The sequence below is a fragment of the Phenylobacterium sp. genome, assembly GCF_036723115.1.
GTDB lineage: Bacteria > Pseudomonadota > Alphaproteobacteria > Caulobacterales > Caulobacteraceae > Phenylobacterium.
On the sequence record NZ_DAIMHV010000162.1, the window covers coordinates 1 to 6,065 of the forward strand.

The 6,065-nt window shown below is 70.0% G+C and carries 8 protein-coding genes and 1 pseudogene; 8 read left to right on the forward strand and 1 reads right to left on the reverse strand.

Annotated elements, in window-relative coordinates; all coding sequences use genetic code 11:
• The 5 genes and pseudogenes from V7D28_RS13265 to V7D28_RS13285 form a co-directional block, all read left to right on the forward strand.
• Positions 1-105: pseudogene (locus V7D28_RS13265) on the forward strand (phosphoribosylformylglycinamidine synthase subunit PurQ); the annotation flags it as partial.
• Positions 106-240: 135 nt separating this feature from the next.
• A complete protein-coding gene (locus tag V7D28_RS13270) occupies positions 241-558 on the forward strand; it encodes a hypothetical protein (protein WP_333587859.1) in 318 nt (105 codons plus the stop codon).
• Positions 555-2,144, forward strand: coding sequence for a PepSY-associated TM helix domain-containing protein (locus V7D28_RS13275; RefSeq protein ID WP_333587860.1), 1,590 nt, complete (start codon positions 555-557; stop codon positions 2,142-2,144). The genes V7D28_RS13270 and V7D28_RS13275 overlap by 4 nt, the downstream gene beginning before the upstream one ends.
• On the forward strand, positions 2,141-2,491 hold the full coding sequence (locus V7D28_RS13280) for a DUF3325 domain-containing protein (protein WP_333587861.1): 351 nt from the start codon (positions 2,141-2,143) through the stop codon (positions 2,489-2,491). Before V7D28_RS13275 ends, V7D28_RS13280 begins: the two co-directional genes overlap by 4 nt.
• A gap of 47 nt (positions 2,492-2,538) precedes the next feature.
• Positions 2,539-3,753, forward strand: a complete 1,215-nt coding sequence (locus V7D28_RS13285) for an MFS transporter (RefSeq protein ID WP_442957942.1) — start codon at positions 2,539-2,541, stop codon at positions 3,751-3,753.
• On the opposite strand, the gene V7D28_RS13290 is transcribed toward V7D28_RS13285, so the two are convergent.
• Entirely contained in the window at positions 3,745-4,212 is a 468-nt protein-coding gene (locus V7D28_RS13290) for a group III truncated hemoglobin (RefSeq protein WP_333587863.1), read from the reverse strand. The genes V7D28_RS13285 and V7D28_RS13290 overlap by 9 nt on opposite strands.
• A gap of 100 nt (positions 4,213-4,312) precedes the next feature.
• On the opposite strand from V7D28_RS13290, the gene V7D28_RS13295 reads away from it, so the two are divergent.
• The 3 genes from V7D28_RS13295 to V7D28_RS13305 all read left to right on the forward strand — a co-directional run.
• A complete protein-coding gene (locus V7D28_RS13295; protein WP_333587864.1) occupies positions 4,313-4,564 on the forward strand; it encodes a DUF3297 family protein in 252 nt (83 codons plus the stop codon).
• A 73-nt stretch (positions 4,565-4,637) separates the two neighbouring features.
• On the forward strand, positions 4,638-5,774 hold the full coding sequence (locus V7D28_RS13300) for a zinc-binding dehydrogenase (protein WP_333587865.1): 1,137 nt from the start codon (positions 4,638-4,640) through the stop codon (positions 5,772-5,774).
• A 73-nt stretch (positions 5,775-5,847) separates the two neighbouring features.
• The coding region (locus V7D28_RS13305) for a hypothetical protein (RefSeq protein ID WP_333587866.1) at positions 5,848-6,065 on the forward strand (218 nt) is incomplete at its 3' end.

The following is a 6,065-nucleotide window of genomic DNA, read 5'->3' on the forward strand; positions in this document are numbered from 1 at the left end:
GGCAATGTGCTGGGCATGATGCCCCACCCCGACCGCGCCTTCGAGGCCGAGCTGGGCTCGGCCGACGGCGCCCTCCTGTTCCAGAGCGCCCTGGCCAGCGCCTGACGGCGTACTCCCAGGCCAGCAGACCGCTGAACGTGCCCCAAAAGGCGCACGCCGCACATATGCTATTAGGAATCGTTTGCATTAACTGATCGGGGCGCTAGAGAGGGGCCAGGACCCCTCCAGCGGAGCCGATCGGTGACGAACAGCGCGTATCCTCCCGCCAAGAGCAGACGTCGGGCCGGGTGGGGCCGGCGGGGCGAGGTGGCCCTGCGGACCCTCATGGCCATCGGCCTGGGCTATGCGCTCAGCGCCCTGGCCACGACCGCCCTGGCCCACTGGCTGCCGGGGTCGCGTCTGGAGCGCACCGTCACCGCCACGCTCCTCTCCTTCGCCATCTTCGTCGCCCTGGTGATCTGGGCCTTCGCCACCCCGCGATTGTCTCGAGCCCTCGGGCTCGGCCTCATGGCCTGCTTCGCCCTGGCCGCCCTCAATGCCTGGGGGGCCGGGCGATGAGCGGCGGGGGGGTCAACGGCGCGCTGCGGCAGTCCATGGCCTGGCTGCACACATGGTCGGGTCTGCTGGTCGGCTGGATCCTGTTCGCCATGTTCATGACCGGCACAGCCAGCTACTTCCGGCCGGAGATCACCCGCTGGATGGAGCCGGAGACCGGCCCCCCGGCCGGCTATCTGCGCGCCGCCGAAGGCGCGGTGAGCGCCCTGAGCGCGCGGGCGCCTCAGGCCGAAAGCTGGTCCATCGTCTTGCCGGACGAACGCCGATCAACAGCCACCGCCGCCTGGCGCAATCCTCGCCTCCCCGATCAGGAGCGCCCGCGAAAACGCGGCGAGAACCGGGTGGTGATCGATGCGGGGTCCGGGGAGGTCATCACACCGCGGGAGACCCGCGGCGGCGAGTTCTTCTACCGGGTCCATTTCCAGCTGCACTATCTGCCGGTGCTGTGGGGCCGGATCGGCGCCGGAATCTGCGCCATGTTCATGCTGGCGGCGATCGTCTCGGGCGTGATCACGCACAAGCGGATCTTCAAGGACATCTTCACCTTCCGCCCCACCAAGGCGGCCCAGAGATCCTGGCTGGACGCGCACAATCTGACCGCCGTCCTCGCCCTGCCCTTCCATGTGATGATCACCTATTCCGGCCTGGTGACCCTGATGCTGCTCTACATGCCGTGGGGCGTGCAGGCCAACTATCCCACGGCCGAGGCCTTCTACGCCGAGGCCTTTCCACAGGACGAAGCGCCCCCGCCCTCAGGGATCAGGGCGCCGCTGGCCGACCTGACCACCGTGCTCCAGACGGCCTCTGAGCACTGGGGGGGCGGTCGGCCCTGGATCGTCAACATCAACCATCCGGGCGACGCAAAGGCGCGCATCCAGGTGACCCGCCACAGCGGCGACCGCCTGACCTATGACAACGGCGCCTTGACCTTCGACGGCGTGACAGGGGCGCTGCTGAGCGAGACCCCGAAGCCCGGCCCGGCCGTGACCACACATCGCGTGATCTACGGCCTGCATATGGGGCGGTTCGCTGATCCGCTGCTGCGCTGGATCTACTTTCTGTGCAGCCTCGCCGGCTGCGCCATGGTGGCCACCGGGCTGGTCCTGTGGACCGTGAAGCGCCGCCAGCAACTGCCTGACCCCGACCGGCCGCACCTGGGCTTCCGTGTGGTGGAGCGCCTGAACATCGGGACCATCGCCGGCGTGCCCGCCGCCATGGCGGCGACGCTTTGGGCCAATCGCCTGTTGCCGGCCCACATGAGCGGCCGCGGCGAATGGGAGATCCACGCCTTCTTCATCACCTGGGCGAGCATGATCGTCCTGGCCAGCCTGCGTCCGCCGCGCAGGGCCTGGGTGGAGAGCCTCTCCCTGGCCGCCCTCCTCGTGGCGGCCCTGCCCCTGTTGAGCGCGGCCACCAGCCCGCGGAACATCTGGGCCAATGCGACCCAGGGCGACTGGGGGATGGTGACCTTCGACGTGACCCTGATCCTCCTCGGGGCGGGCCTGGGCGCGTGCGCGGCCAAGGCGCAGGCCTGGCGCGGCGCGGCGCCTCGCCTCAGACGGCCCCGGACCGCGGAGCAGGTCTCGTGATCGGGGTCGCGGCCTTGATGTTCAGCTATGCGGGCGCCGCCGGCCTTTGCGCGGCCATGGCCCGGCATCAGACCGAGCTGGTCGGCCGAAAGCTCGCTCCGGCCGAGGCCAGGCGCCTGCGGGCCGCCGGCTCGGCCGCCCTGGCCGCGGCCCTGGCCTGCGCCATAGGCGCCGTGGGCTGCAGCGTAGGACCGGTTCTCTGGACCGGTATGGTCATGCTGGCGGGCCTGGTCCTGACCCTGCTGTTGCCCTATGGCCCCCAGTTGGCGCGGAGAACCGCCGTGATCCTGGGCCTGTTCGCGCCCCTGACCGCGGCCGCCGGCTTCATCATCGCCGCCACCGCCTGACCGCAGCCCCGTCGCCTCGCCTATGGCCCCGCGTGGCCCCACGGGCTATGGCCTCTGACATGTCACAGGCGCCCCTGGCCTCGCCGCCGCTCAGTCCCCTCGCCGTCCCCGTCCTCATGGGGGTGGTCTTCCTGAGCCTGATCGGCTTTGGCGTGGTCATCCCCCTCCTACCCTTCTACGCTACGGTCTTCGGGGCGAGCGCCTGGCAGGTGACGTCCATGTTCGCCGTCTTCGCCGCCGGCCAGTTCTTCGGAGAACTGATCTGGGGGCGGCTGTCGGACCGAATCGGCCGCAAGCCGGTGATCCTGGGCACCATACTGATGGCCGCGCTGGGCTATGTAGCTCTGGCCTTCGCGCCCAACATCTGGTTCGCCATCGCCGCCCGGGCGGTGGCCGGGGTGTTCAGCGGCAACATCTCCACCATCCAGGGCTATATTGTCGACGTCACCCCTCAGGAGAAGCTGGCCGGCCGCCTGGGCCTGATCGGTTCGGCCTTCGGCATCGGCTTCGTGGTCGGACCCTTGCTGGGCGGGGTGCTGGCGCGGCCGGAGATCGGGGCCGCCGGCTTCCAGCCGCCCCTGCTCACGGCAGCCGCCCTTTGCCTGGCCGGCGGCCTGGGAGCCGCAGTCTTCGTGCGCGAGAGCCGTAGCCGCGGCATGGCCGGCGCCCGGCGCCCCGGTCCGCTTCAGGCCCTGGCCCAGACTCTGGGCGATCCCACCCTGCGCCGGCTGATGGGCGGGACCTTCCTCTCCTTCGCCGGTTTCTCGGCCATGTGGTCCATCTTCGGCCTCTGGGGGGCGGCGGCCTATGGCTGGGGCCCGAAGATGATCGGCTTCGTCATGGCGCTCACCGGGGTGGCCGCGGCCACCAGCCAGGGCCTGCTGTCAGGCTGGGCGGTGAAACGGATCGGCGAGCGGCCCACCGTCCTTGTGGGGCTCACCGTCACCGCCGTCTTCCTGTTCCTGGAAGCCCTGGGTCCGCCCATGGTGGTGGCCATCATTCTGATGGTGATCCTGGTCATCGGCCACACCACCAGCCAACCGGCCACCTCGGCCCTGATCTCCCGCGCCGCGCCTTTCGGGCGCCAGGGGGAGACCCTGGGCGCCAACAACGCCTCCAGCGCCGCCGCCCGCGTGCTGGGGCCGGTGCTGGCGGGCTTCCTGTTCGCCGGAGTCGGCCCGTGGGCGCCCTTCGTGCTGGCGGGCGTCCTCATCCTGCCCGCCGCAGCCCTGATCGGACTGGGGGGCCGCCGCTCAGCCTGAGACCGCCCCGGCGTCGGGGGCCGATCGCTCCCGGTGCATGGCCAGGCCCATCTGCAGGCTGCGCCCGATCATCTCGGCCCGGGCGATGAACAGCTGCGCCGCCTGTGGCGGGCAGACATCCCGCGCCGTGGTCCGCCACAGGTCCAGCCACAGGGGGAAGTGCGCCATCTCGATCTCGCCGGCCCGGGCGTGGGCGGCCATGGGCGAGCCCTTGAACCGCGCGGTCATCAGCAGCACCGAGGACCAGAAGTCGCAGAGCTTGGCCAGATGCTCTTCCCAGTCCTCCACATGGGCGGCGAAGACAGGACCCAGCACAGCGTGTTCGCGGACCCGGCCATAGAAGGTGCGCACCTGGCGCTCGATCAGGGCCTCATCGACGCCGGCCTGGCCGCCCGGCGCGATCTGGCGGCGACGCTCAGCGGCCGCAGCGGCTTCGGCGGGGGTGCGCACCTGTCTCATGGGGGTGAACAATCACAACCGCGCCCGCCGCGCCAGGGCCGGCGAGCTTGGCGCGAGGCGTGGAAGCCCCTATCAAGCCCACCTTCGCCGGAGACCCGCCATGAGCACCGACAGTCCCCCCGACCGCCTCTCCACCAATCCCGACAGCCCCCACTATGACGAGGCCGCCTTGGCCCGCGGGGTGGGCGTCCGCTTCAAGGGCGTGGAGAAGAACAATGTGGACGAATATTGCGTCAGCGAGGGCTGGGTCCGTCTGGCCGTGGGCAAGACCCTGGATCGCAAGGGCAATCCGGTCACGGTCAAGCTTCAGGGGGAGGTGGAGCCCTATTTCCGTGGAGACGACGCGGCCTGAGTTTCAGTCCTCAGGCTTGTGAGGCGGGCCGCGGCGCCCCAGGTTCCCGGCCAACGGAACAAGGGAGACGCCCATGAGCGACGCTGTAAAGACCACCGGCCTGGAACTGCGGTCGAAGATCACCGCCGAGGGCGAACTTCTCCTGTCGCTGGAACGCGTGCCCACGCCACAGCCTGGCCCCGGCCAGTTGCTGGTCCAGGTCCAGGCCTCGCCCATCAATCCCTCCGATCTTGGCCTGCTTCTCGGGCCGGTGGACATGGCGAGCCTGTCCGCCTCGGGCTCGGGGGAGAATGCCCAGGTCCGCGGCCGGGTGGCCCCTCAGCGCCTTCCCGCCCTTCGGCCCCGCCTGGACCAGTCCTTGCCCGTGGGCAATGAGGGGGCTGGGCTGGTCGTCAAGGCCGGCCCGGGCGCGGAGGCCTATCTCGGCAAGACCGTGGCCATGCTGGGCGGCGCCATGTACGCCGAATATCGCCTGGTGGGGGCCGCCGATGTCATGGTCCTGCCGCAAGGCGCCAGCGCGGCCGACGGCGCCTCCTGCTTCGTCAATCCGCTGACGGCGCTCGGCATGGTGGAGACCATGCGCCGGGAAGGCCACAGCGCCCTGGTCCACACCGCCGCGGCGTCCAATCTCGGCCAGATGCTGAACAAGATCTGCCTCAAGGACGGCGTTCCCCTGGTCAACATCGTGCGCAGCGCCGAACAGGCCGAGATCCTGCGCAAGATCGGCGCCCGCCACATCGTCGACAGCACCGCCGAGGGCTTCGTCTCCGACCTGACAGAGGCGGTGGCCGAGACGGGCGCGACGCTCGCCTTCGACGCCATCGGCGGCGGCGACTTGGCCGGCCAGATCCTGGTGGCCATGGAGACCGCCCTCAACCGCAAGGCCGAGGCCTACAGCCGCTACGGCTCGGCCACCCACAAGCAGGTCTATATCTATGGCGGCCTGGACGTCAGCCGCACGCGCATCGACCGCAGCATCGGCATGGCCTGGGGGGTCGGCGGCTGGCTGCTGACCTATTTCCTGCAGAAGATCGGTCCGCAGGACGCCCAGAAGCTGCGCGACCGGGTGATGGCCGAGCTCACCACCACCTTCGCCAGCCATTATACGGCGGAGATCTCGCTCACCGAGATGCTGCAGCCGGCGACCATCGAGGCCTATACGCGCAAGGCCACAGGCGAAAAGTACCTGGTGACGCCGCACAAGGGCTGAGCCGCACCCTTGGCCGGGGGGGCCGGCGTGCTATCGTCGGCCCCGACCCCTCCAACAGCAAGGTGCGGATCAGTTGCTCACGGCGTTCGCCCTCGCGCTCATGCTAGTCGGCCAGGAAGGCCAGGCGACCCTGCAATCCTGCGTGCTCGAAGCCGAAGGGTGGGTCTGCCGCTATCGGGTGCCCGACACGATCCTGCGCCCACATGATCCGAACCTGGCGGACGCCGCCCCGCCTGTGGTCTTGATAACTCCGTCCCAACCTTCGGCTTCCCAACCCGCTGATTCCCCGCC